The organism is Saccharopolyspora sp. (genome assembly GCF_017434145.1).
GTDB classification, from domain to species: Bacteria; Actinomycetota; Actinomycetes; order Mycobacteriales; family Pseudonocardiaceae; genus Saccharopolyspora_C; species Saccharopolyspora_C galaxeae.
In genome coordinates this window covers 1-3,152 of record NZ_JAFRFW010000104.1, presented here as the reverse complement: position 1 = coordinate 3,152, position 3,152 = coordinate 1, and the positions used below count along the sequence as shown (strand labels likewise).

Sequence of the window (3,152 nt, the reverse complement as noted above, 5' to 3'; positions counted from 1 at the left end):
CGGTCAGCACGGCCACCCGGCCGGTGAGGCCGTGCTCGCGCAGCAGATCGCGAGCCACCTCGGCCGCGGCCGGAGGGTTCGCCGCGCCCATGTTGCTCACCAGCCGCACCCCGCGCCGCGCCGCCACCGGCAGCAACCTGCGCAGCCGGGCGCGCAGCATCGGGTCGTAGCCGGTGGCCGGGTCGGCGAGCCTGCGCTGCTGGCCGAGCGCGATGGTGCGTTCGGCGAGGCACTCCAGCACCAGGTCGTCGAGCCCGGCGTGCTCGGCCAGCGCCGCCGCGGGCTCGATCCGGTCTCCGGCGAAACCCGCTCCGCTGCCGATCCGCGTCGTCCGGTTCACAGTCGTCCGTTTCACAGGGCTCCCGTCAGCAGCGCCACCGCGCTCAGCACCAGCGTCGTGCCGAACGCCCACTTGAAGATGAACCGCTGGTGCTCGCCGAGGTCCACGCCGGTCATGCCGAGCAGGATGAACGTGGAAGCGGTCAGCGGGCTCAGCGGGAAACCGGTGGTCATCTGCCCGAGGACCGCGGCCCGTCCCACCGACAGCGGGTCGCCGCCGAGCGCGGCGGTGGTCTCGGCCAGCACCGGCACGACGCCGAAGTAGTAGGCGTCCGGGGTGAACACCAGGCTCAGCGGCATCCCGAGCACGGCGCTGACCGCGGGCAGCGCACCGCTCGCCCCGCTCGGCACGACCGCGACCAGCGTCTCGGCCATCGCCCGGATCATGCCGGTGCCGGTGAGCACGCCGGTGAACACGCCCGCCGCGAAGATCATCGTGGTGACCAGCACGACGTTGTGGCCGTGCCGGGTGAACAGCTCGCGCTGGGCGTCCCAGCCCGGCCGGTTGATCAGCAGCGCGAGCAGGAACGCCAGGATGAACAGCACCTCGAGGTCGGCCAGCTGGGTCAGCAGCGCCACGACCAGCAGCAGCGTCAACGCCGCGTTGAGCCGGAAGCGGATGCGCGCCGGGCGGTCGAGCCGGGGCCGGTCCACCTCCGGCGCGGCACCGACGCCGATGCGCCTGCGCTCGGCCCGGCCGATCAGGTAGGCCGCCACCAGCACCCAGGCGATGCCCGCCAGCATCGCGGGCAGCACCGGCAGGAACAGCTCCGCACCGTCGGTGCCCAGCGCGGCCATCGCGCGAGCCGTCGGACCGCCCCACGGGACCATGTTCATCACGCCCGCGCCCAGGCACACGACTCCGGCCAGCACCAGCGGGCGCATCCCGAGCCGCCGGTAGATCGGCAGCAGCGCGGACACGGTGATCAGGAACGTGGAGGCGCCGTCGCCGTCGAGCGCCACCAGCAGCGTGAGCACCGCGGTGCCGACGGTGATCTTGAGCGGGTCGCCGCCCGCCCAGCGCAGGATTCGGGACACCACCGGGTCGAACAGCCCGGCATCGACCATCAGGCTGAAGTACAGCACCGCGAACGTGATCATGATGGCGACCGGGGCGACCGTGCTCAGCCCGTCGGCGACGAGCTCGCCCAGCCGCGGTCCCGCGCCGATCACCACCGCCGCGAGCAGCGGCACCAGGGTCAGCGCCAGCAGCACCGACACCCGCCGGGACAGCACCAGGGCCAGGAATATCCCGATCGTCAGGAAACCGGCAACGGCGAGCATCGGACCTCCGGCGTTGGAGCTGCGAGCACTGTGAGCCGCGGCGCACATCGCGGTCAAACATCGATTCCGGATAGATTCATGGCCGATGCGCATGGATCTCACGTTGCAGCAGCTCAGGCTGGTGGTCGCGGTGCACGACGCGGGCGGCTTCACGCTCGCCGCGCAGCGGTTGCACCTGGCCCAGTCCTCGCTGAGCCGGACCGTGCGCGAGGTGGAGCGCAAGCTCGGCGTCGAGCTGTTCCGGCGCACCACCCGCGAGCTGGCGAGCACCCCGGAGGGCGCGGAGTTCTGCGCCGTCGCGCGCCGGATCGTGGGCTCCTTCGACGCCGGGATGAACCACTTCGACGGCTTCCTCGCCGGGGCCCGCGGCCAGGTCCGGATCGCGACGCTGCCGTCGCCGGCTGCGATGCTGCTGCCGCCGGTGATCTCCGCCTACCGCGCGGCGCACCCGCACGTCGACGTCGCCATCGAAGACGCGTTGTCCGGCGAGGTGCTGCGGCGGGTCCGCTCCGGTGCGGTCGATCTCGCGGTGACCGTGCGGCTGGACGGCTCGGAGGACGACCTGGAGGTGTACCCGCTGGCCGTCGACCGGTTCTGCTGCGTTTTCCCGGCGGGGCACCGGTTCGCGGACCGCACTCGGCTGGAGTGGGCCGATCTCGCCGATGAGCCCTGCATCGCGTTCGACACCAGCAGCAGCATCCGCTGGCACACCGACCGCGCCGTGCCGAACGCACGGCCGGCGCTGGAGGCGCGCAACATCGCGGCCGTCGCCGGGCTGGTCGCGGCCGGGCTCGGGGTTTCCGCGGTGCCCGGGCTGGTGCTGCCGCTGATGGAATTCGCCGGGCTCGGCCACCTGCCGCTGTCCGGACCGGAGGTGCACCGGCGCGTCGTGGTCATCCGCGACCCGGCGCGGCCGTTGGCACCGGCGGCCGACGCGTTCCTGCGGACCTTGCGCAGCCCGGCGGGCGAGCTGCCCGCGGAGGCGTCTTGGCAGCTGCGCTGATCATGCTCAGCAGCGCCGCTCCCGGAGCGAACGCGGGCTGCTCAGCCGAGTTCGGGTTTGAACGCGCGGTGCACCGCCACCGCGCCGCCCATCAGGTCGCGCCAAGCGACCTTCGACCAACCGGCGGAGCCGATCTTCGCGGCCAGCGCGGGCTGGTGCGGCCACGCCCGGATCGACTCGGCGAGGTAGACGTAGGCGTCCGGGTTGGACGAGACCGCGCGGGCGATCGGCGGCAACGCGCGCATCACGTAGTTCATGTAGACCGTCCGGAACGGTTCCCAGGTGGGCGTGGAGAACTCGCACACCACGAGCCGCCCGCCGGGGCGCACCACGCGCGCCATCTCACGCAGTCCCGCGACCGTGTCCACCAGGTTGCGCAGCCCGAACGAGATCGTCACCGCGTCGAACGCGGCGTCGGCGAACGGCAGCCGCAGCGCGTCCGCGGCCACCAGCGGCAACCCCCGGTCGCGGCCGACCGAGAGCATCCCGAGCGAGAAGTCGGCCGCCACGCACCACGCGCCGGACT

At 72.9% G+C, this 3,152-nt stretch carries 4 protein-coding genes; 1 reads left to right on the top strand and 3 read right to left on the bottom strand.

Translation table 11 applies throughout. The features are described from left to right. Both IJH84_RS02830 and IJH84_RS02825 read right to left on the bottom strand, forming a co-directional pair. Positions 1 to 340 (bottom strand): acyclic terpene utilization AtuA family protein (locus IJH84_RS02830; RefSeq protein ID WP_295139859.1); only part of this gene is annotated, 340 nt, incomplete at its 3' end. 11 nt (positions 341 to 351) lie between these two features. Next, the gene (locus tag IJH84_RS02825) at positions 352 to 1,623 is read right to left on the bottom strand and encodes a CitMHS family transporter (RefSeq protein WP_295139857.1); all 1,272 of its coding nucleotides are present in this window, start codon (positions 1,621 to 1,623) and stop codon (positions 352 to 354) included. A gap of 85 nt (positions 1,624 to 1,708) precedes the next feature. Between IJH84_RS02825 and IJH84_RS02820 the strand changes: the two genes are divergently transcribed. After that, the gene (locus IJH84_RS02820; protein WP_295139855.1) at positions 1,709 to 2,626 is read left to right on the top strand and encodes a LysR family transcriptional regulator; all 918 of its coding nucleotides are present in this window, start codon (positions 1,709 to 1,711) and stop codon (positions 2,624 to 2,626) included. Positions 2,627 to 2,667: 41 nt separating this feature from the next. On the opposite strand, the gene IJH84_RS02815 is transcribed toward IJH84_RS02820, so the two are convergent. After that, positions 2,668 to 3,152, bottom strand: a 485-nt coding sequence (locus IJH84_RS02815; RefSeq protein WP_295139853.1) for a class I SAM-dependent methyltransferase, incomplete at its 5' end; no start/stop codon positions are given.